Raw genomic sequence first — 21,812 nt, forward strand, 5'->3', positions numbered from 1 at the left:
ATCACCCCGAGACACAAGACATGACCCAACCTGCCATCCTCGAACAGATCGCCAACACCACGCTCTACTGGGAAGACCTGGTGCCCGGCATGACGTACAGCACTTCCTCGCGCACCATCACCGAAGCGGACGTAGCCGCCTTCGCGGCGCTGACCGGCGATTTCAACAAGGTGCACGTCGATGCCGAGTACGCCAAGGGCACCATCTTCGGCCAGCGCATTGCCCACGGCATGCTGGTGGCCGCCTTCATGGCGGGGCTGACTTCGCGCTCGATCCCCAACCAGTTCTTCGAGGGGTCGCTGTTCAGCGTGCTGGAGAACCGCCTGAAGTTCCCAAAGCCCACGTTCATTGGCGACACCATCCGTGTTGAGATCGAAGTGGTCGAACAGAAGACCACCAGCCGCCCGGATCGCGGCATCGTTGCCTTCCTGCGCAAGGCCATCAATCAGCGGGGAGAAGTGGTGGCCGAAATGGCAGCCACCTGCCTGTTCAAGCGCCGCACACCGGGGGACGCACAATGACGCGCCAGCCCACCGGCTTCAGCGACCTGTCGCGGCTGGTCAACCCACGCTCGATCGTGCTGGTCGGCGCGTCCGAGAAGGCTGACAGCATCGGCGGCCGAACGCTGGAGAACCTGACCGTTTTCTCCGAGTTCAAGGGCGATCTCTACCTTGTCAATCCCGGGCGCACCGAAATCCATGGCCGGCCGTGCCTCGCTTCGGTGAATGACCTGGCGACACCGCCTGACCTGGCCATCCTCGCCGTGCGCGCCGACATGGTCATCCAGACGCTGCGCGACTGCGGCAAGCGTGGCATCGGGTTCGCCATCGTATTCACCTCCGGCTTTGGAGAAACCGGCGAAGACGGCCGCGCAGTGGAAGCCGAGATGCGCGAGATCGTGGCCAGCACCGGCATGCGCATCTATGGCCCGAACTGCCCCGGCCTGAACAATATGAATGCGCGCCTCGGCCTGACCTTCTCGCCGGCATGGCGCCTCGACCGTCGGCCCGGCCCGATCGGGGTCGCCACCCAGGGTGGCGGCCTGGGCCGATCGTTCATCCAGGCAATGGACCGTGGCGTAGGCGTCGGCCTGTGGTGTTCGGGCGGCAACGAAGTGGACCTCGAGGTCAGCGACTACATCCACTACATGGCCGATGCCCCCGACATCGAGGTGATCGTCACCACGCTGGAAGGTGTGCGCAACGGCCCGCGCTTCATGGAAGCTGCCCTGCACGCGGCCCGGCGCGGCAAGCCCATCGTGGCGATCAAGGTCGGCAAGTCGGAGTACGGCGCCAAGGCCGCGCAGTCACATACCGCCGCCATTGCGGGCTCGGCCGAGATCAACAGTGCGGTGTTCCGCCAGCTCGGCATCATCGAAGTTGACGACATCGACGAACTGATCGATGTTGCCTCACTACTGGCACGGCGCAAACCCACCGGCAAGGAACAACTGGCGGTGTACAGCTTCTCCGGCGGCACCGCTGCGCTGGCTTCGGACATGGTCGGCCTGGCGGGGCTCAAGCTGTCCGAGTTTGCCCCGGCGACGATCGAAGCGCTGCGTGCCGCCCTGCCCGGATTTGCGGCATTCAATAATCCGGTGGACGTCACGGCGGAGGTGCTGGTCAATACCGAGGTGAGCTATGCCACTCTCAAGGCCACGACCAGCGACCCCAATACCGATCTGGTGCTGGTACCGATCCCGGTCGAGTATGGCAAGACCACTGCCATGCTGGCCGATAGCATGGTTCGGGTGCAGGCCGAGGTTGCGGGCACGCCAATCGTGCCGGTCTGGATGAGCGACCGGACCGGCGAAGGCCACCGGAAGATGATCGACGGCGGGCTGATGCCGATGCGCGCGGTAGGCAACGCCGTACTGGCGATCCAGCGCTTTATCGAATATGGACGCTGGAAGGCGGGCTTCGAGCACCAATGGCGCCCCCTCGCCGATGTCACGACAAGTGCCGTCACGAGCAACCTGTCCGAAGCAAGAACCAAGGTGCTGCTGGAGCAGGCGGGCATTGCCACACCCCAGGGCATCGTGGCGAGTTCGCCGGCGCAGGCTGCGCAGGCCTTCAGCAAGGTGGGAATTGGGCGGGCGGTCATGAAGATCATCAGTGTCGACATCACCCACAAGACGGATATCGGCGGCGTGCGGCTGGGTATCGCCTCCGAAGACGCGGCGATAGCCGCGTACGACGAGATCCATGCCAACGGCGCCAGGGCGTGCGACCCGTCGCGGATCGAGGGAGTGCTGGTCGAGCCGATGCTGCCCGCTCCTTTCGTCGAAGCCGTGGTCGGCATTCATCGCGACCCAGTGTTCGGCCACGTCTGCACGTTTGGCCTGGGCGGCGTAAGCATCGAGCTGTTCAAGGATGTCAGCCGCCGCCTGCTACCGCTCACGCCCGCTTCGGCACGCGCGATGATTGCCGAGACCCGCTGCCACGAACTGTTGAAGGGCTATCGTGGCCAGCCGCCGTTCGACATAGACGCACTGGTCGACACACTGGTGAAGCTCTCCGACTTCGTCGCCGGGCACGCCGGCCACATCGAGGAACTGGAGATCAATCCCCTCGCGGTCCGCCCGCAGGGACAGGGCGTGGTCGCACTGGACGCCGTCCTCTCATATCAAGGCACGGAGCCTTCCACATGGTAAAGACCGACATCGGCTACACCACCACCGACACCATCATGGTGCGTGGTCTCAACCTTTCCACCGAGATCATCGGCAAGTTCGACTTTGTCGACATGATCTTCTTCACCACGCTGTCGCGCCTGCCCTCCGCGCGCGAAAAGGTCATGGTCAACGCGCTGCTGGTGACGACCGCCGATCACGGCATCACGCCAAGCTCCCTGTCAGCACGACTGACCTATATCGGTGCGCCAGAGGCGCTGCAGGGCGCTGTGGCAACCGGCTTGCTTGGTGCAGGTAGCGTATTCCTCGGCCCCATGCAGAACGCCGCGGAGATGCTCAACGACGGTGCCCGCGAACTGACGGACGACGCAACGGATGCACAAATCCACGAAGCCGCCCGCGCGCTGATCCGCCGCCACAAGGAGCGCCGCCAGTCGATCTTCGGCGTGGGCCATCCGATCCACGTCGACGGCGACCCGCGTGTACCCGCGCTGCGTGCGCTGTCGCGCGACAACGGCTACTACGGCGTGCACTGGCGCCTGATGGAGGCCATCGTCGAAGTGCTGGTGAAGGAGCAGAACCGCAAGCTACCCATGAACGTGGTGGGAGCGATCGGGGCAATCGTGGCGGCAATGGGCCTGGACCCATTGATCGCGCGAGGACTGGCGTTGGTGGGCCGCTCGGCCGGGCTGCTGGCCCATGTGCTGGAAGAGAAGACGCACCCGATGGCACGTGAGGCGTGGCAACTCGTGCTGAAGGACGATCCGCGCAACGAGTTGCCATGACGTGTGGCTCCGGGCCATCGAAGACCCAAGGAAATCGTCTCGCAGGCGATGACCGGCATGATGGGTATCACCGGCCCTGGCCGCAGCCAATCTTGGGCACGTCGCCGACGAGGTGTTGTCCGTCAACGGCCATAACAGGAAAGATATCCATCGGTTACATCAGGGCGGCGGCGTGCGATAACGCCTCACGGCAGGCTTCCGGCAACCTACGAAATTTCGTATAGTACTGGCGGAAACCGAACTCACGCCTGCCGCAACCATGCCCACCCTGATTCCTGCCGCTGGCCGCGCCATGGCGGTCTTCGAAGTCTTCGCACGCGAACGACGCGAGTTGTCCAATTCGGACATGGCACGCCTGCTCGCCTTGCCGGAGAGCAGTACGTCCGACCTGCTTCATACGCTGCAGTCGCTCGGCTACCTGATGCGCACCCCCCGTTCCCGACGCTTCTATCCCACCGGACGCCTGTTCGAGGTCGGCCGCCAGATCGCCGAGAACGATCCACTCAGCGCCGTCGCGCAGGAAGCGGTGGAACAGGTTGGAGAAATAACCAACGAAAGCGTTTTCTTCGGGGTGCTCGATACCTCCGCCGTCAAGGTCGTTGCCGCCCAGCCCAGCCGCCTGCCGCTGCGCTACATCATTGAAGTCGGATCGCGGGCAGCCCTCCATGCCTCGGCACTCGGGAAAGGCCTGCTGAGCCTGCTGCCACCCGACGCGGCACGTGCCGCGCTGGAAAGGAGTGGCCTGCGCCCACTTACGACGCAGACCGTAGTCGATATCGACACGCTCATGGGCCAGATCGCCCGCGGCCACAAGCGCGGCTGGTACGACGCCCGCGAGGAAGGCAGCGAGGGCGTGTATGGCCTGGCAGTCGTAGGTCTGCTGGGAGGACAACCCGCAGGCATCTCCGTGGCGGGCCCCGCGGAACGAATGAAAAAGAATCACGACGCCTATCTTGCCGCGCTGACTGAGGTCCGCGACGCGTTGATGGAAGCGGCATAGCTTGCCGTCGCGCGATACAGGCGATGTATTGCGCGACATACCGAAAGTATTTTTCACATCGCCCTGCCATCCGTAGCATCGAATGGAATCCAACCGGAGCGCGCGCTCCGCCAAGACTGGTTCCAGCCATTCCATTCGATACTTCCATGAACAATTTTCTGGACTTCAGGCGCGAAGGCGCCGTGGCACTGATCACCATGAACCGCCCGGAAACGCGCAATGCGATTTCCGACGACGATGCCGTACAGGCCGTGGTAGAGATGTGCGACACGCTCAACAGAGACATGTCCATCGGTGCCGCGGTCCTGACCGGCGCCGGCCCTTCTTTCTCGTCCGGCGGCAATCTCAAGACCCTGCGCGACAAGATGGGAAGCGGACTGGGGGAGCCTATCCAGTCGCGCTATGCGTATCGCGACGGCATTCAGCGCGTGCCGCTGGCGCTACTCGGCCTGGAAGTGCCCATCATTGCGGCAGTCAATGGTCCAGCCCTCGGCGCTGGCAATGATCTGGCCTGCCTGTGCGATATCCGGATTGCGTCCGAGCAAGCCGTCTTCGCAGCCACGTTCGTGAAGCTGGGACTCATCCCAGGCGATGGCGGCGCATGGCTCCTGCCGCGCGTGGTTGGCATGTCGCGCGCCTGTGAACTCGCTTTTACCGGTGACACCATTGATGCCCGTCAGGCACTGGACTGGGGGCTCGTGTCACAGCTGGTATCGCCCGAAGCACTGCTGCCGACCGCAATGGAACTGGCCCAGCGAATCGCCCGCAATTCCGCACATGCCCTGCGCATGACCAAGCGCCTGCTGCGCGAGTCCACGCATGCGCGGATGGATACCATCCTGGAAATGTCCGCCGGCTTTCAGGCCATGGCACACCATACGGCCGAACACGAGGCCGCTCTCGGCGCGTTCCTCAACCGGCGCGCCTGACAGGCCGTTCCCCCTTCCGACCTCCCGCATAAGCGGCGAACGATACGCCGCGGCGGCAACAACTCCAAGGAGACATCATGGCATCCCACATCCTGACGCGGTGTCTGATCGCGGCGTCGCTGGCACTGAGCGTGGCCCCGGTAACTGCGCAGTCCGACTACCCAGGCCGACCGGTCAAGATCATCGTCTCGCTACCGCCGGGAAGCGGCGCCGATACCACGGCAAGATTCATTGCGCAGCATCTGGGCGAGAAATTCAAGCAGCCCTTCGTGGTGGAGAACCGCCCTGGCGCCAACAGCTTTATTGGTGCACGCGCGGTGGCGGAAGCCGCTCCGGACGGCTATACGCTGTTCGTCGGCAGCAATTCGTCGATGGTGACCAATGTGGCCGTGTTCCGCACCATGCCCTACGACCCGGTCAAGGATTTCGCGGCCGTCGCGCGTATCGCGCGCTTTGCCATGGTCGTCGTGGTGCCGGCCAACTCACCCTACAAGACACTGGGCAACCTCGTGGATGCCGCGCGCAAGGCGCCGGGCAAGCTCAACTACGCCAGTGGCAGCGCCGGATACCAGGTAGCCGTCGAGCTGTTCCATGAGCGCTTCCACATCAAGGGCAACCCGATCACCTACAAGGGCACGGCACCTGCCATGACCGACGTCGCCGCCGGCAACGTCGACTATTCGATCGGCGAGATCAGCGCGGTCCTGCCGCTGATTCGCGGTGGCCGGCTCCGTGCGCTGGCCGTCACCGACGCACAGCGCCTGAAGGAGCTCCCGCAAGTGCCCACCGTCGCCGAAAGTGGCGCGCCTGGCTTCGAGGTCTTCGCCTGGACCGGCGTTTTCGCGCCGGCGAAGACGCCGCAGAAAATCGTCAAGGCACTCTCCGATGCCGTTCACGAAACCATGCAGCAGCCAGACAGCATGAAATTCGTGGAGAACCTCGGCGGCAGCGTATATCCCGGCGACGCCCAGCAGCTCAGGCAATTCCAGCTCACCGAGATCGACCGTACGCGCGAGATCGTCAAGACGGCCGGAATTCCCGTGGAATAGCCTCGCCCGCGCACGCCCCATCCAACACGAAAGGAGAGGAGAGACATGGGCCCCCTTGCAGGCATGAAGATCGTCGAACTGGCCGGAATCGGCCCGGGCCCCATGGCGGGCATGCTGCTCGCGGACATGGGTGCCGAGGTCTTGCGTATCGAGCGCCCAGGCGAAGCGGATCTCGGCGTCAAGCGCGAGCGCCGCTTCGACCTGATGCTGCGCAACCGCAAGTCGATCGCGCTCGATCTGAAGGACCCGCAGGCGGTGGCCATCGTGCTGGACCTGGTGGCCAAGGCGGACGCATTGATCGAAGGCTTCCGCCCCGGCGTCACGGAACGGATGGGGCTGGGCCCGGACGAATGCCTGGCCCGCAACCCGCGCCTGGTCTACGGGCGGGTCACGGGTTGGGGCCAAACCGGCCCGCTGGCCCATGCCGCCGGCCACGACATCAATTACATCGCGCTGACGGGGGCGCTCAACGCCATCGGCGGACGTCATCAGCCCCCTGCTATTCCGCCGGCCTACCTCGGTGATTTCGCCGGCGGCGCGATGTTTCTCGTCACGGGCGTCCTTGCCGCCCTGATCGAAGCCGCCAGGTCGGGACAGGGACAGGTTATCGATGCCGCCATCGTCGACGGCGCAGCGACACTCGGCACCGTCTTTTACGGGATGACGGCTGCCGGCCAGTGGCAACAGGAGCGCGGCACCAACGTGCTGGATTCTGGCGCCCACTACTACAACGTCTATCAATGCCGGGACGGGCGCTGGATCTCGGTGGGGCCCATCGAGGCACGCTTCTACCGCGACCTGCTGGAACGGATTGGTGTCGACCCCGTCAGCCTTGGCGACCAGCTTGACGCGAGCAACTGGGAAGCCGCGCGCGAGCAACTGGCGGAGATCTTTCGCACGCGCACACGCGACGAGTGGTGCCGCCTGCTGGACAACACCGATGCCTGCTTTGCGCCCGTCCTGAATTTCGAGGAAGCGCCGCAGCACTTCCACCTGAAAGCGCGCCGGACCTTCGTGGAGGTCGACGGGATTCCTCAACCTGCCCCCGCCCCGCGCTTCAGCCGCACGCCCGGCCCGCCGCCCGTTGCGCCGAGCGCGCCTGATATCGGCCGCTACGCCGAAGTGCTGTCGGGCTGGCTACCGCCGGAAAGCATCGACCGCCTGCTCGCGCTGGCCGCCTCCGGTGCCTGAAGTGCCTGAAGCGCGCACAGGGCAATGGCCGATTGCGCATCTGCCCGGCTTCGCGCATAGTCGGTCGCGCGGCGATAGTGCCCCGACCGACTTTTCACCCGTATGGACCTCCGTCAGATCAAGCAGGCGCTTGTGCTGAGCGAAACGCTCAACTTCCACCGCGCCGCCGAGCGGCTGCACATGGCGCAGCCGCCTCTGTCCACCGCCATCCGCAAGCTCGAAGAAGAACTGGGGGTGACCCTGTTCGAACGGCTGCCGTCGGGCCTGCGCCTGACGCCCGTAGGCGAGACCGTACTGCGCCAGATGCGCAATACCCTGTTCTTTGCCGACGAGATCCGTCGTGCCGCCAGCGAAGGCGAGCGCGGAGAGCAAGGCAAGCTGCGCGTGGGCTTCGTTGGCTCTGCCGTGTATTCGCTGATGCCGCGGCTGATCCGCACGTTCCGGCTGCAGTATCCGCGCGTCGATCTCGTCATCGAAGAGTCCACCACCGTCGAGCTGCTGCGCCGCCTGGAAGCGCACTCCCTCGATATCGCCCTGGTGCGCTACCCGATCCTGGAACGGACCGCCGCCACCGTATTGCTGCTGCAGCCGGACCCGATGGTGCTGGCTGTCAGCGCCGATTCACCGCTGGCCGCGCACCACGAGGTGGACCTGGCGGACCTCGGCACTACGCCGTTCATCCTCTACTCGCGAACCTTCGTTCCGGCGATGCACTCGATGACGATGATGGCGTTTCACGAGGCCGGCATACAGCCCCCCATCGCACAGGAGGCCGTCCAGGTGCCTTCCATCCTGGCGCTGGTGGAGAGCGGCCTGGGCGTGGCGCTGGTGCCCGCCACGGCTGGCAGGCAGGCCGGCGATGGCGTGAAGCTGGTTCGCCTGACCGGCATGCCGCCCAGGATGAACCTTGGCATTGCGCTGGTAGCGCTGCCGGAAACGGTCAACGCTACCACGCGCAACTTCGTTGCCATCGCGCGCGAGGTCATGCCGGAGCCACCCGCGTCGCCCACGTCGCCGGCGCAGACGGCAGGCTGATCTGGCGACTGGAGCGAGATCCCGGCACGGCACCGGGCGTGAGGCACCCGGCACCGTGCTGGCGACCCACTCAACTCGCCAGGTGATATCCGCCGTTAACGCCGATGTGCTGGCCCAGAATGTACGACGCGGCGTCGGACAACAGGAAGCAGATCGGTTGCGCAACTTCCTCCGGCTGCGCCCAGCGTCCCATGGGGATCATCGACAGGATGCCATCACGGAAGCGATCACCGCGGATGGTCTCGGTCATTGGCGTTTCCACCACGCCCAGGCAGACCGAGTTGGTACGCACCCCGTACTTGCCCCACTCGCGCGCGGCGCTCATGGTCATGCCCAGCATGCCTGCCTTGGCGCTGGAGTAGTTGATCTGTCCGATCGAGCCACGGCGACCCGCTTCGGACGAGATATTGACGATGGAGCCCTTGACCGCCTCGCCCTTCCTGGCGCGCTCCACCAGATGCACCCCCACTGCCTGCAGCCACAGGAAGGAACCGGTCAGGTGGCAATCGATCACCTCGTTCCAGGTCTGCAGCGTCATGTTCTCGATCATCGCCGCGCGCACGATGCCGGCGCAATTCACCAATCCGTCGACCTTGCCAAAGTGGGACAGTGCGTGCTCCATCGACGACGCGACGAAATCGGCATCTGACACGCTACCGACGTATGCCACCGTCTGGTCGGGGAAGCGCGCGCTGATTTCCTGCAACGCGTCCCCCTTCATATCGACCAGGCCGACCTTGGCGCCAAGCGCCAGCGCAAGCTCCGCCGTGGCCCTGCCGACGCCTTGCGCGGCACCCGTGACGATGATGACTTTCCCTTTCAGGGACATAAGATCCGACATGGTGTTCTCCTCTTCTTTCAACAGGTTCAGTGGTACTGGCGGCCTTCCAGGCAGCCAAGGTGGTATTGCGTGTCGCCGTGCAACTGGTCGAGCACCAGGATGCGGCGCAGGTAGTGCCCCACGGCGTACTCCTCCGTCATGCCGATGCCACCGTGCATCTGGATGGCTTCCTGCGTGACCTGACGTGCGGCCTGGCCGATGCAGGCCTTGGCGGCATGCACCTGTTGCGCGCCCGCGGCCAGATCATTGCGCCCGGCCAGCGACAGCGCGAGCGAAAGGGAGAGGCTGCGGCTCTGCTCCAGCGCGGCCAGCATGTCCACCGCACGGTGCTGCAGGGCCTGATTGGCGCCGATCAGCTTGCCGAACTGCTTGCGTGTCTTGAGATACTCGACCGTCAGGCCGTATGCGGCTTGCATGGCACCGACCATCTCGGCGCAGGCCGCATTGATGCCGTGGTCGAGCACCTGCCCGATCACGGCGTCGCTCGCCTCGGCATCGAGCAATTCGGCATGGGTTCCATCCATCTGCACGTCCGCAGCCGGCGTCCCGTCAATCAGCCGGTAGGCTTCGCGACGTACCCCTGTGCTCCGGGCATCCACAAGAAAGAGCCTGACACCGCTTCCCGCAACCTGCGCGGACACGATCAGGTAATCGCTGCCCGCGCCATGGACGACGCAGGGCTTGCTGCCGAGCAGGCGCCAGCCTTCGGACCCGGCCGTGGCTTGCACCGACACGCGCCCCGGGACGGTTTCGCCATGGGCCCATGCGACTTTCACTTCGCCTTGCGCGATGCGTGGCAGCAGCCTGGCCTTTTGCTCGTCGGAGCCCGCAGCGGCCAATGCCGTGGCCGCCATGACTGCCGTGCCGTGGTAGGGCTCCAGCGACAGGCAGCCCGCCAGTTCTTGCGAGATCAGCATCTGGTCGACGGCATCGCCGCCGAATCCGCCGAATGCCTCGGGAATCGCCGCGCCCAACACCCCAAGGTCCGCCAGCGCGCGCCACGCCTGCACGCCATATCCGTCGTCGCTCGCTACATACTGCTGGCGCTTCTCAAAGGAATACTCACGGCCAAGCAGCCGCGTCAGGCTGTCCAGCAACTGCTGCTGGATGTCGTTCAGTTGCAGGTTCATCGCAGGTCCAGGACAGTGGCGGAAAGGATGTTCTTCTGGACTTCCGTACTGCCGCCGAAGATCGAGACAGCGCGCGAGTACAGGAAAGACTTGGTGAGCGTGCCGGTGTCCGCGCGCAATGCGTCGGTACCGCTCATGCGGCAGATCAGGTCGGTAATGGCCTGGAAGATTTCGCTACCGCGCGCCTTGAGCATCGGCGACAGCTTCATGTCCGCATGACCACCGTGCATGCGGAACTGGGTCACTTCCAGCGCATGCAGATCGGCCTCGATCATTGCGATGCGGCCGCGCCACGGCGCCAGCATGTCGGCGGGCCCGCCTTCGGCCTCCAGGCGCGCCAGCAGATCCTTGGCATAGGCCACGCGTTCCTTGCTGCGTCCGATTCCGGCAATGTAGGCGCGCTCGTGGCCGAGCAGGAACTTGGCGTAGTCCCAGCCCTTGTTCTCCTCGCCCACGAGGTTCTCGGCCGGCACCCGCACGTTGTCGAAGAACACTTCGTTCAGACTGTGCCGCCCGTCGATGCTGATGATCGGCCGCACGGTAATGCCCGGCGATTTCAGGTCGATGAGGATGAACGAGATGCCGGATTGCGGTTTGGCGGCGCCCGGATCGGTGCGCACCAGGCAGAAGATCCAGTCAGAGTAGTGCGCCTGGCTCGTCCAGATCTTCTGACCATTGACCAGGTAGCCGTCGGGCGTACGCTCGGCACGCGTCTTCAGGGACGCCAGGTCGGAACCCGACCCGGGTTCAGAGAAACCCTGGCAGACCTGGATGTCTGCGTTCAGCAGCCTGGGCAGGAAGTACTTACGCTGCGCATCACTACCGAAGTGAACCAGCACGGGGCCCAGCATGGTGATATTGAAGATGTGCGGCGGCGGCGCCGGCGCGCAGGCGCACTCGTCGGCGAAGATCTGCTGCTCGGCGGCATCCCAACCCGCACCGCCAAAGGTCTTGGGCCATGCCGGCGCACCCCAGCCACGCGCGTTCAGCCTGCGTTGCCACAGTTCGGTATCCGCCTTGGAGGCAAAGCCGCCCGCGCGCAAGCGCTGGCGCATCTCGTCGGGCAGGTTCTCGGCGATGAAGTCGCGGATCTCCTGCCGGAAAGCCTTGTGTTGCTCGGAATAGAGCAGGTCCATGATTGTCCTTCCGATGGATGGGGCCTAGTACCCCTTGAATACAGGCGTGCGCTTCTCGGCGAAGGCACGCAATCCCTCTTGCATATCGTAGGAGCGCTGGTGGTTGCGGAATTCCAGCAACTCCTGTTGCAAGGCATCCGCCACCGTCTTGTCAACGGCCTCGGCCGCGACCCGCTTCATGCGAGCCAGCACCAGCGGACTGCGGCCCGCCAGCTCATTGGCCAGAGCCTGAGCGTGGTCATGCAGTTCGCTGTCCGGCACGACTTCATTGACCAGGCCATGCCGCTCCATCTGCGTCGCCGTGAACGTGCGACCGGTGAACAGCAGGTAGCGGGCTACGTTGGCCGGCATCTTGCGCGGCAGCACGGCCGCGCCTCCTGCGCCGGGAAACACGCCAAAGTTGGCATGCGCGTCACCGAGCCGCGCGGACTCGGCCGCAACCACCAGGTCGCAGGCCAGCACCAGCTCCAGCCCGCCCGCCACCGCCAGACCGTTGACGGCGGCAATCACTGGTTTCGGGAAGGCGCGTAGCGTGGCAAAGAACGCCGTGGCCACGTCGATGAAGTCGGGTTCGCCGGCCTCCACTGGCGCTGACACTTCCTTCAGGTCGGCGCCGGCGCAAAACGCACGGCCATTTCCGGTCAGCACCACCACGCGCACAGCCGGGTCGTCGCGCCACTTCCGCAACTGCGCGTCCATCCCGCGCATCAGCGCACGGCTCAGGCTGTTCATGGCGGCGGGCCGGTCCAGCGTGAGCCAGCCCACATTGCCGCGAGTTTCGTGCAGATGGCTCATTGACGTCCTCCGTTCAACACAGCTCGATCGCCACGGCCGTGGCTTCGCCGCCGCCCAGGCACAGGCTACTCATGCCGCGTCGCAAGCCTCGCTGCCTGAGCGCGTGGATCAGGGTGACCAGCAAGCGCGCGCCCGTCGCGCCCACCGGATGGCCCAGCGCGCATGCACCACCATTGACGTTGAGGCGCTCATGCGCAATGCCCAGTTCCTGCATCGTGACCAGCGTCACCACGGCAAAGGCCTCATTGACCTCGTAGAGATCGACGTCCCGGGCGGTCCAGCCGGCCTTGTCCAGCACGCGGCGGATGGCGGCGGCCGGCGCATCCACGAACTGTTGCGGTGCCTGGGCATGCGTGGCGTGGCCAACGATGCGTGCGAGCGGTGCCAGGCCCTGGCGCACCGCATCGCTTTCGCGCATCAGCACCAGCGCGGCGCCACCATCCGAAATCGACGATGCGTTGCCTGCGGTCACGGTACCTTCCTTGCGGAACACCGCCTTGAGCTTCGGCAGCTTGGTGGCGTCGCACTGGCCGGGCGTCTCGTCCCGGGTGAACAGCGTTTCCTGCCCCTTGCGCCTGAGCGTGACCGGCGTGGTCTCGTCATCGAACGCTCCGGTCTCGACAGCACGCTGTGCGCGCAGCAGGCTTTCGCGGGCATAGTCATCCTGCGCTTCACGGCCAATGCCCCGCTCCTGCGCGGACAGGTCGGCGTAGTAGCCCATCAGGTGGCCTTCGTACGCATCCTCCAGGCCGTCGCAGTACATGTGGTCGAGGAACTGGCCGTGCCCAAGCCGATAGCCGTGGCGACCGCGTGGCACGATGAACGGGGCATTGGTCATCGACTCCATGCCTCCCGCCACGGCCACCGAACAGGTGCCAGCCAGCAGCAGGTCGTGCGCCAGCATGACGGTCTTCATGCCCGACCCGCACATTTTGCTCAGCGTGGTAGCGGGCGTCGATACCGGCAACCCCGCACCCAGCACGGCTTGTCGTGCCGGTGCCTGGCCCAGGCCTGCAAACAGGCAGCAGCCCATGATGGCCTCGTCGACCGACGCCGGATCGACGCCCGCCTCGGCCACTGCGGCACGAACGGCCACGGCGCCAAGTTGCGGCGCAGTGTGTTGCGCCAGCGCGCCGTTGAAGGCCCCGATCGGCGTGCGCTTCGCGCCGACGATCACGATGGAATCAGTTTTCTGCATATCGGGTTCCAGCAAGTAAGGGGTCAGGCGGCCACCGGCGCCAGTTGCAGCCGCACGAAGTCCAGGATCTCCTGGCCGGCGCCGGTCGACTGCGCAAACAGCGCTTCACCGAGCACGGTGGCGCAGGCGGTCTCCGTGCCCGCGCATGAACGCCACTCGTGCAGCCGGCGCGTGAACAGGCCAAGCGCCAGTTCCTCGGTGATGCCGATGGCGCCGTGCACTGCGTGGGCAATCGCTGCAACGCGGCTGGCCGCTTCGCTGCAGCGCAGCTTGGCGGTGGCTGCCAGCAACGGGCGCGGCACGTAACCATCGGCAGTGCAGCCAAGGCGCGCGCCGAATGTCGCGGCGTTGGCCTGCTCGGCAAGAATGCTCAGTTCCTGCTGCATGGCCTGAAACTGCGAGATGGCGCGGCCAAACTGTTGACGGTCGTTGACGTACGCAACGCTCATGGCCTGAATGCGCACCATGGCACCGGCCATGCCGGCGGCATGCACCGCATTGCAGATCGCCACCACATCACCACCGCCAGCCGGCAGACGCCGGATCGCCTGGGCCGGTGAATCCCAGCGCAAGGTGGCCGAAGCCTGTGGGCGATAGACACCGGGCGTCGCACGAGCGAGCACGCGCGGCATAAGCAGCCACTCGCCGCGCCAGCCGACCAGCACCTGCTGCGCCAGCGCGCCGCCGGGCACCTCGCGGCAGACGATGGCATCGCTGCCCTGCTCCAGCGCGGGAGCGATCGCGATGCACTCGCCCTCGTGCACATGCCCGGCACTTGCCAGGATGGCCCGCGCGACAGCGGTCTCGGCAAACGGGTGGCTCAGGCCGGCGCGGCCGGCAGCCAGGAACAGCGGGAATGCGTCCGTCAGCGACAGGCCAGCTCCGCCCAGTTCGGCGGGCACGAGCGCGTCGGTGTAACCCAGCGCGTCGATGGCAGCCCATTGCGCGTCGGCACCTTCGCCGGACTCGCTGCGCCGCATTTGTTCGTCCGAGCACAGGCCATTCAGCGCGCGCTCGAAGCCTTCGATCAGGGAATCAGTCATGGTGTATCTCGTATCAGCGGAGTCCGAGGGAGCGGGCGATGATGCCGCGCAGGATCTGGCGCGTACCACCGCGCAGCGAGAAGCTCGGCGCCAGTTGCGTGATGTAGGCATGCGCGCGCAGCAGGTCCTCGGACGGCTGAAACGCGGGCATCTGTTCGATGGCCTCGCTGATCCAGCCGGGCACAGTCTGTTCGAACTCCGTGCCAAGGTCCTTGACATACGATGCATCGATCTCGGGGTTCTCCCCCTTGTCGAGCCGGTCGGCGACAGCCAGCGACATCGCTCTCAGCACTGCCATGCGGCCCGCGATGCGGCCGACGATCGCCTTGACGGCGTCCGGCACCGGCAGGCCCGATGCCTTGACCTCGGCCAGCCACGTCTCAGCCAGCATCAGGCTGGTCAGGATGCGTTCCGGACCGCTGCGCTCGAAGGCCAGTTCAGCGGTGACCTGCTTCCAGCCGGAGCCTTCCTCGCCCACCAGAGCATCGGCCGGCAGGTCCACGTCTTCGAACACCACCTCGCAGAAGTGACCGTCACCGGCCAGGTCGCGGATCGGGCGCGCGGTAATGCCCGGCAGGCTCAGGTCGATCAGCACCTGCGACAGGCCCTTGTGGCGGTCACCATGCTGGCCGGAGGTACGTACCAGCGCACACATGTACTGTGCGCGGTGGGCGTTGGTGGTCCAGATCTTGCGGCCGTTCAGGCGCCAGCCGGTCTCCGTACGGACCGCCCGGGTGCGCACCGAAGACAGGTCCGACCCCGTATCGGGCTCGCTCATGCCGATACAGATGAAGATCTCGCCGCGGATCAGTTTCGGCAGGAAGAACTGCTTCTGTGATTCACTGCCGTAGCGCAGGATCAGCGGCGCCGTCTGGCGGTCGGCAAACCAATGCGCCGATACCGGCGCGCCTGCGGCAATTAACTCTTCCACCAGCACGAAGCGCGCAAATGCGCTGCGGCCGGCGCCACCGTACAGCGGTGGCAGGGCCAGGCCGATCCAGCCCTGTTCTCCGAGGGCCCGGCTGAAGTTGGCGTCAAAGCCCATCCACGTACGCGCACGCACCGGTGCCGGCACGTCGCGCAAGGAGGACTGCAGGAAGTTGCGGATTGGGGTCCGCAGCGCCTCATCCTCGGGCGGGATGCTGACGAGCGGAAGGGAATCGAGGGTCGAGTTCAATGTAGCTCCCTGTATCGGTTCGGTTCATTCGCTGGCGTTCGGCGCAAGGCGCGTGGCGCCCCGCCTGGCCAGTTCGCGGATGTCTTCCTGGCTGTAGCCGGCTTCGCCCAGCACCTGAGCGCTGTGCTCGCCCAGACGCGGTGCCTGCCGCGAGACCTTCGGCTGCGACCTCGACCATTGCGAGGGGATGGCCATCGAACGGATGGCACCCTCGCTGGGGTGCTCCACCACGTCGAAGAAGCCCACCGCGTCGAGGTGTGGGTCCGCCATGAGCGAATCCACCGTGTGGAGTTGCATCACCGGCATGTCGGCCGCCTCCAGCACCTTGATCCATTCGGCCGTGGTGCGCGTCGGCATGATCTCGGCCACCATGCGGTACAGCTCGTGGATATGCTTGTTGCGCTCGACGATGGAGCTGAAGCGCGGATCGCTGTCCATCAGGTCGGGCTGACCGATCAGCGCCAGGAACTTGCGCCACTGCTTGTCGTTGTAAAGCAGCACGCACAGGTAGCCATCTTGCGTACGGTAGGGACGGCGGTGCTCGTTGAGAATGCGCGAGTAACCGCTGGGCCCGATGGGCGGCTCGAACGTCAGTCCGCCCATGTGGTCGCCCAGGATGAACTGGGCCATGGTCTCGAACATCGGTACGTCAATCGACTGACCTTCGCCCGTGCGCTCGCGGTGGAAAAGCCCCGCGGTCACGGCGTTGACTGCTGCCATGCCGACGATGCGATCCGCGATCGCGCTCGGCGCGTAACGCGGCACGTCGCTGCCGGCCTGCTTGGCCAGCGTTGGGATGGCCACGGCGCCCTGGATGAGATCGTCATAAGCGGACTTGGCCGCGTACGGCCCCCCCTGCCCGTAACCGTACAGGCCCACGTACAGGATGCGCGGATTGACTTTGAGCAGTTCCTCGTAGCTCAGGTTCAGTCGCGCCATGGCCTGCGGACGTACGTTGTAGATCAACACGTCCGCGTCGGCCGCGATGCGCAGCAACGCCTCGCGCCCGCCCGGCGTCTTCAGGTCCAGTACAACGCTGCGCTTGCTGCGGTTGGCGTGAAGAAAGATGCCGGACATGCCGGGGTGGCGGCGCGGGCCGACTTCGCGCACGGTGTCGCCGTCCGGCGGTTCAATCTTGATCACGTCGGCGCCGAAGTCGCCGAGAATCTGGGTGGCGTAGGGCCCCATCAGCACCGTCGTCATATCGACGATGCGCACGCCCTGCAACGGGCCGCTCATGCGGGGCTCCCTGTCCGCCCGGTTGCGGAAAAGCGGAATGTGGTGAGAGTCATCATGCCTCCTTGAATCGTGTTGAAGGAAATGCTACGGAAGCACGGGGCGCGAGAAAAATACTTTATGTATGTCGATCAATACACGGCTTGTATCGGCCATGCGCAGAGATGCCAGCAACTGGCAGCACGGATAAGGGCTGGGGCAAAACGGGACGCCTGGACCTTCCATCGCAAATCAGCCGTGCACGCCAGTGGTCAGCGCCAGGGCTACCGCCGTCGCCAGAACGCGGTCGTACTTCAGCGCTTCCTCATCGGCATGGCCAGGCCCATCTGGCGTGCCGGTCTCGACGCATGCCGCCACATCCTCGCCGGCCGATTCGTCCATTGCAGCGGGCTGCGAGCCCGAAGCCGCGCGGTACTCGTCACGCTGCCGACCAATCCCGCGTATCCAGTCAATCGCTCGTTTTCCGATCATGGTCCAACCCTGAGGAAACCTGCGAAACGCGCCACCCGATACCAGTAACCTCGATACCTGGCGGCGCGAAAACGCCCGCAAGGAGCCGGCCACGGCCGGTTCGCTGCGGGTAATGCTTCTGCACGCCTGAAGGCGTCAGAAGATGTGGCGAATGCCGGTGGTCACGCCGACCATGCCCTTCTGCCCGGCCATCATCGGATAGCCGTAGAGGAACAACGTCTGCGACGAGTCGAAGTTCAGACCCGCGTTGCGCGAGTACGCAACCGAGAGATAGATGTCGGTACGCTTGGAGAAGTTGTAGTCGGCAAGGAAAGACACCTGCCACGGGTTGGCGGGATTGCTGGCGGACGCAGTCGGTGCCAGGCTCAATTGCTTGAAGTCCGCGTAGTAGTAGGCCAGCGACAGACCCAGCGCACCGGTCGCCTGGTAGTTGACGCCCGTCCAGTAGTAGTTGTCACGCGCGAGCGTGTTGCCGTTGGCGAAATCCACCTTGGCCCAGCGGTAACCGGCCATTGCCTTAAACGGGCCGGTCGTGTAGCTCAGCGCCGCACCTGCCTTGCGGCTATTGCCTTGCTGGCCGGAAGTCACCGTTGGATGCCACTGGTCGTAGGCAATGGTGGCGCCGAAGCCGTTGCTGAGATAGGTCAGCGACGCGCCATAGCCATTGTTGTCCCGGAACGCTCCCGGCGTTTCGCCGGCGCCGCCATTGGCCAGCGGTTGTGCGCCGATCGCGGGCACCCCCACGCCGAACGAATAGTGAGCCACTGCCTGCAACGGACCGAACACTCCAACATACTTGACCACGTTGTCTTCGCGGTAGTTGGTACCAAGCTGCCATGCCACCGGTTCATAGGTCGTCGCAAAACGCATCGGGGCAAAGTTGGCCATGCCTTCGAAGAAGGACGTGTACTGGCGGCCCAGCATCACCTTGCCATAGGTGCTGTTCTGGAGGCCAACGAAGGCTTGACGTCCGAACAACCGGCTCGACTGCATGACGCCGGTATCCGGACCAAAGCCGCTTTCCAGTACAAAGATGGCGGAGTTGCCGCTGCCGAGATCTTCCGTGCCACGCAGGCCCCAGCGTGACGGCGACAGGCCACCCAGGGTGGGCATGGAAACGCGGCTGCCACCGGTGGTTGCGGAAACCGGTTGGCCATTCACCACCGTTGGCTGCGCGCTCGCGACACGATTGACATACTCGACCGACGAGTCAACCACACCGTACAACGTCACACTCGACTGCGCCTGCGCTGCCGCACTGAATCCGCCAAGGGCGCCAAGCGCGGCCAAAGCGAAAATCGTCTTCTTCATTGGTTGTCTTCTCCATATAGTTCGTCTGCCCCAGGTACGAGCCTGGTGCCCCGCCTGCTGTGGGTCACGCCTCCTCCAGAAACGTGGCGCACGACGTCTTCTCCGCGCGCAACTGCAAGGAGAACATCGCCCGGCCCCCCGATGCCCCCCTGTCGGGAGGCGTTGGCCCCGCCCACACCCCCCCTCATGTCGAGGGGGGACAACTGCAGACGAATCGTGCATGGGCCGGGCTGATCATGAAAAAAGCCCCGGCACGTGTGCCGGAGCGAAACTCCCGTCACATTGAGCCTGCGACGGGCGTGGAGACAACCTCCTCAGTCATTCATAAACAGCGCTGCTTGCCGTAAGGCGCACCACCTGTGCAACAGGCTCGCAGGTGGAATCCGCAACTAGCGATTCGGCGGCACCTTTCAGCACCGTTGCTTTCCGTATGCGTGCGGCGGCCATGTTCAGGCCTCCGAGTCCCTGTCCCAGTCGAATCGCGCCGGCTTGCCATTCAGGAATGCGTCAACCGCCTCGGCGTAGTAGGGCACGGCAGACGCGAGCGCCTGGGCCTGGCATTCGAGGTCCAATAGCGTGTCGTAGGAACTCTCGAACGTGCGGTTGAGCGCCCGCTTCATCAGTGCCAGCGCCTCCTGCGGCGCCGCCACGAAGCGACGTGCGAAGCGCCGCGCCTCCTCCCCAAGGCGATCGGTCGGATGGATGGCATGCACGATGCCGCGACGTTTGGCATCGATGACTTCCAGCCGCCGCCCCGTGAACATCAGTTCCTTGGCGAGCATCATCCCCACTGCCCGTGGCAGCGCGTAGAGCGATCCCATATCGGGCAGCAGCCCAACCTTGGCGAAGGACATGCAGAAGGACGCCCGCTCCGACGCCAGCACGAAGTCCGCAGCCAGCGCCAGTGAAAACCCGGCCCCGGCGGCCGGCCCGTCCACCGCCGCGATGACGGGGATCTCCAGATCGCGCAGTCTCCGCAGCCACTTGTGGATGTCCTGCAGCCGACGGCGCATGGCTTCCGGCGCACGCGCGGACGCGTCCGGGTTGGAAAAGATGCCCTGTATCGATTTCAGATCCCCGCCCGCGCAAAAGCTGCCGCCGGAGCCAGTCAGGATCAAGGCGCGGATGCTACGGTCACCTTCCACGCAATCCAGCATGTCGTGGTAGTCCTGGCGCATCTCGAGCGTCAGGGCATTCCGAGACGCGGGGCGCTGGTGAGTGAATTCGGCCACGCCGTCCGCAATGGACAGGTGGCTGTGACGCAAAGGGATCTGCCGGGCCTGCATCGTCATCTTTCCTCCTGGGAATGGATATCTGCTCGGCTTATCCATGGCGCCTGCGCACGGTAAAGCCCCTGAATGCAGTGTGGCGCAGCGGACCACCGTGCCGCCCCCCTCGACTCAAGGGGGATCCTGGAGGCGTTACCTATGAATCAGCGCCTATGCGAGCATGGCGCCCCCAGTGGTGGGGGGCCTTCCAACCCGAGCGCCGGCTTAATGTGTATGGCATCGGAACAGGCCGGCCTGCTGGCCGCCAACCCACTGGAGAGGCTTCATGAACTTTGCACCCGACCCCAATCTCGATGCGTTCCGTCAGGAGGTACGGAACTTCCTGCGGCAGCACCAACCGGCGGACCTGGCGCGTCGCAAGGACGGCCTGCGCTCCCCACGGGCGGACGTGGTGCTGTGGCAACGCATCCTGAATGCCCAGGGCTGGGGCGCCCCATACTGGGACAGGGAGCACGGCGGTACCGGCTGGAGCGTGCAGCAGCGTCTGGTCTTCGACGAGGAATGCGCGGCAGCCGGAACACCTTCGCAGGATTCCTTTGCCCAGAAACTGGTTGGCCCGGTGCTGAATCACTTCGCCACGCCCGGGCAGAAGGCCGAGCACCTGCCGCCGATCTTCAACGGCGATCGCCTCTGGTGCCAGGGCTTCTCGGAGCCGGGCGCCGGCTCGGACCTGGCCTCCCTGCGTACGCGTGCGGACCGCGATGGCGACCACTACGTGGTCAACGGGCAGAAGATCTGGACCAGCTATGCCCACCATGCGGACTGGATCTTCCTGCTGGTACGCACCGATCCGGCCGTCAAGAAGCAATCCGGTATCAGCTTCCTGCTGGTGGACATGAAGACGCCGGGCATCACCGTCCGTCCCATCATCAGCATCGATGGCTGCCACCATCTGAACGAAACGTTCTTCGACAACGTGCGCGTCCCGGTCGCCAACCTGGTGGGAGCCGAGGGCGAAGGCTGGAAGATCACCAAGTTCCTGCTCAACAACGAGCATGCCTCCACCGCGGACCTCCCCACGCTGCGCCGCCTGCAGGGCCAGATACGCGCGCTGTCGCACACCGCACGCGCAGGCGGCAAGACGCTGATGGAGCGGCACGAATTCCTGCTACGCCTGGCCCGCTATGACGCCGAGCTCAAGGCCATCACCGTCATGGTCCAGCGTGTGGCGGCAATGGAGGCAGACCACAGTCCGGCGGCGCATGCCATGGGCTCCATGCTCAAGATCCGTGGTACCGAACTGCAGCAGCGGATGAGCGAGTTCCTGGTGGAAACGCTGGGCGATCATGGCGCCGTCGCATATCCCGGCTCCCATGCGGAACAGTCTGGCCAGCTGCCGGTACTGCCCATGGCTGATGTCGCGCAAGGCATGGCCTCGGAGATGTTCTTCCGCCGCGCCACCACCATCTATGGCGGCACCAGCGAGGTCCAGCGCTCGATCATTGCGAAATCGCTGTTCCAGTTCTGATTGCTGCGCAAGGCGGGCCGCAATGAAAAAGATGTCCTTCGGCAGACTGCGCGAAGGACATCCGATGCTGCCAACGTGGCTGGGTGTCGCGTCTGA

General features: G+C 65.1%; 20 protein-coding genes. 9 read left to right on the forward strand and 11 right to left on the reverse strand.

The features are described from left to right. Positions 1–20 precede the first annotated feature (20 nt). The 8 genes from B2246_RS16365 (at position 21) to B2246_RS16400 (ending at position 8,621) form a co-directional block, all read left to right on the forward strand. Entirely contained in the window at positions 21–521 is a 501-nt protein-coding gene (locus B2246_RS16365) for a MaoC family dehydratase (protein WP_186426220.1), read from the forward strand. Beyond that, entirely contained in the window at positions 518–2,653 is a 2,136-nt protein-coding gene (locus B2246_RS16370; RefSeq protein ID WP_186426221.1) for an acetate--CoA ligase family protein, read from the forward strand. The genes B2246_RS16365 and B2246_RS16370 overlap by 4 nt, the downstream gene beginning before the upstream one ends. Continuing rightward, on the forward strand, positions 2,647–3,417 hold the full coding sequence (locus B2246_RS16375; protein ID WP_186426222.1) for a citryl-CoA lyase: 771 nt from the start codon (positions 2,647–2,649) through the stop codon (positions 3,415–3,417). Before B2246_RS16370 ends, B2246_RS16375 begins: the two co-directional genes overlap by 7 nt. Positions 3,418–3,676: 259 nt before the next feature. Continuing rightward, entirely contained in the window at positions 3,677–4,417 is a 741-nt protein-coding gene (locus B2246_RS16380; protein ID WP_186426223.1) for an IclR family transcriptional regulator, read from the forward strand. 146 nt (positions 4,418–4,563) lie between these two features. Continuing rightward, positions 4,564–5,346, forward strand: a complete 783-nt coding sequence (locus tag B2246_RS16385) for a crotonase/enoyl-CoA hydratase family protein (RefSeq protein ID WP_186426224.1) — start codon at positions 4,564–4,566, stop codon at positions 5,344–5,346. Between the two features lie 77 nt (positions 5,347–5,423). Further along, positions 5,424–6,395: a Bug family tripartite tricarboxylate transporter substrate binding protein gene (locus tag B2246_RS16390; RefSeq protein ID WP_186426225.1), complete on the forward strand. Its 972-nt coding sequence runs from the start codon at positions 5,424–5,426 to the stop codon at positions 6,393–6,395. A 45-nt stretch (positions 6,396–6,440) separates the two neighbouring features. Continuing rightward, on the forward strand, positions 6,441–7,586 hold the full coding sequence (locus B2246_RS16395; protein ID WP_186426226.1) for a CaiB/BaiF CoA transferase family protein: 1,146 nt from the start codon (positions 6,441–6,443) through the stop codon (positions 7,584–7,586). A 102-nt stretch (positions 7,587–7,688) separates the two neighbouring features. Beyond that, a complete protein-coding gene (locus B2246_RS16400) occupies positions 7,689–8,621 on the forward strand; it encodes a LysR family transcriptional regulator (protein WP_186426227.1) in 933 nt (310 codons plus the stop codon). Between the two features lie 70 nt (positions 8,622–8,691). On the opposite strand, the gene B2246_RS16405 is transcribed toward B2246_RS16400, so the two are convergent. The 11 genes from B2246_RS16405 to B2246_RS16455 form a co-directional block, all read right to left on the reverse strand. Then, positions 8,692–9,462: an SDR family NAD(P)-dependent oxidoreductase gene (locus B2246_RS16405; protein WP_286881865.1), complete on the reverse strand. Its 771-nt coding sequence runs from the start codon at positions 9,460–9,462 to the stop codon at positions 8,692–8,694. 26 nt (positions 9,463–9,488) lie between these two features. After that, a complete protein-coding gene (locus B2246_RS16410; RefSeq protein ID WP_186426229.1) occupies positions 9,489–10,592 on the reverse strand; it encodes an acyl-CoA dehydrogenase family protein in 1,104 nt (367 codons plus the stop codon). Further along, positions 10,589–11,728 carry an acyl-CoA dehydrogenase family protein gene (locus B2246_RS16415; protein WP_286881864.1) on the reverse strand — a complete coding sequence of 380 codons (1,140 nt, stop codon included), beginning with the start codon at positions 11,726–11,728 and terminating at the stop codon, positions 10,589–10,591. The genes B2246_RS16410 and B2246_RS16415 overlap by 4 nt, the downstream gene beginning before the upstream one ends. 24 nt (positions 11,729–11,752) lie before the next feature. Next, positions 11,753–12,523, reverse strand: coding sequence for an enoyl-CoA hydratase/isomerase family protein (locus B2246_RS16420; protein WP_286881863.1), 771 nt, complete (start codon positions 12,521–12,523; stop codon positions 11,753–11,755). Between the two features lie 13 nt (positions 12,524–12,536). Next, positions 12,537–13,721 carry an acetyl-CoA C-acyltransferase gene (locus tag B2246_RS16425; protein WP_186426232.1) on the reverse strand — a complete coding sequence of 395 codons (1,185 nt, stop codon included), beginning with the start codon at positions 13,719–13,721 and terminating at the stop codon, positions 12,537–12,539. 23 nt (positions 13,722–13,744) lie between these two features. Next, positions 13,745–14,764, reverse strand: coding sequence for an acyl-CoA dehydrogenase family protein (locus B2246_RS16430; protein WP_186426233.1), 1,020 nt, complete (start codon positions 14,762–14,764; stop codon positions 13,745–13,747). Between the two features lie 13 nt (positions 14,765–14,777). Further along, positions 14,778–15,941 carry an acyl-CoA dehydrogenase family protein gene (locus B2246_RS16435; RefSeq protein WP_286881862.1) on the reverse strand — a complete coding sequence of 388 codons (1,164 nt, stop codon included), beginning with the start codon at positions 15,939–15,941 and terminating at the stop codon, positions 14,778–14,780. A 24-nt stretch (positions 15,942–15,965) separates the two neighbouring features. Beyond that, positions 15,966–17,180: a CaiB/BaiF CoA transferase family protein gene (locus B2246_RS16440; protein ID WP_286881860.1), complete on the reverse strand. Its 1,215-nt coding sequence runs from the start codon at positions 17,178–17,180 to the stop codon at positions 15,966–15,968. Between the two features lie 228 nt (positions 17,181–17,408). Next, a complete protein-coding gene (locus B2246_RS16445) occupies positions 17,409–17,648 on the reverse strand; it encodes a hypothetical protein (protein WP_186426236.1) in 240 nt (79 codons plus the stop codon). A gap of 135 nt (positions 17,649–17,783) precedes the next feature. Beyond that, positions 17,784–18,959, reverse strand: a complete 1,176-nt coding sequence (locus tag B2246_RS16450) for a porin (protein ID WP_186426237.1) — start codon at positions 18,957–18,959, stop codon at positions 17,784–17,786. A gap of 449 nt (positions 18,960–19,408) precedes the next feature. Beyond that, positions 19,409–20,251 carry an enoyl-CoA hydratase/isomerase family protein gene (locus B2246_RS16455; protein ID WP_234819075.1) on the reverse strand — a complete coding sequence of 281 codons (843 nt, stop codon included), beginning with the start codon at positions 20,249–20,251 and terminating at the stop codon, positions 19,409–19,411. Positions 20,252–20,513: 262 nt separating this feature from the next. Between B2246_RS16455 and B2246_RS16460 the strand changes: the two genes are divergently transcribed. Next, on the forward strand, positions 20,514–21,716 hold the full coding sequence (locus tag B2246_RS16460; RefSeq protein ID WP_286881859.1) for an acyl-CoA dehydrogenase: 1,203 nt from the start codon (positions 20,514–20,516) through the stop codon (positions 21,714–21,716). Positions 21,717–21,812 lie beyond the last annotated feature (96 nt).

The sequence above is a fragment of the Cupriavidus sp. UBA2010 genome (assembly GCF_002335265.1).
Lineage (GTDB): Bacteria > Pseudomonadota > Gammaproteobacteria > Burkholderiales > Burkholderiaceae > Cupriavidus > Cupriavidus metallidurans.